Origin of the sequence: Paenibacillus agaridevorans, assembly GCF_003112455.1 — a bacterium.
GTDB classification, from domain to species: domain Bacteria; phylum Bacillota; class Bacilli; order Paenibacillales; family Paenibacillaceae; genus Pristimantibacillus; species Pristimantibacillus agaridevorans.
Genome location: NZ_BDQX01000041.1, coordinates 19908 through 20237 on the forward strand (window position 1 = coordinate 19908; position 330 = coordinate 20237).

Sequence of the window (330 nt, forward strand, 5' to 3'; positions counted from 1 at the left end):
TGCCCGACGTGTCCTCATCCGTTATCGGCAGCTCCACCACGCTGATCATGTCTCCGGTATCCAGACCTTCGGCCATGTACATAATCGTTACGCCGGTCGAACTCTCTCCATTTATGATAGAACGCTGAATCGGAGCGCCGCCGCGATACTTGGGCAGCAGTGAGCCATGCACATTAATGCAGCCAAGACGCGGAATGTCCAGTACCGCCTTGGGCAAAATTTGACCGTAAGCGGCCGTCACGATGAGCTCCGGAGCAAGCTCCCGGATGACTTCTACGGCTTCCGGGCTGCGCATCCGCTCCGGCTGCAGCACCGGCAGCCCAAGCTCCA

General features: G+C 58.8%; 1 protein-coding gene. It reads right to left on the reverse strand.

The features are described 5' to 3' along the window. A partial coding sequence (locus tag PAT3040_RS38380) for a methionyl-tRNA formyltransferase (protein WP_305778767.1) occupies positions 1-330 on the reverse strand: 330 nt, incomplete at both ends.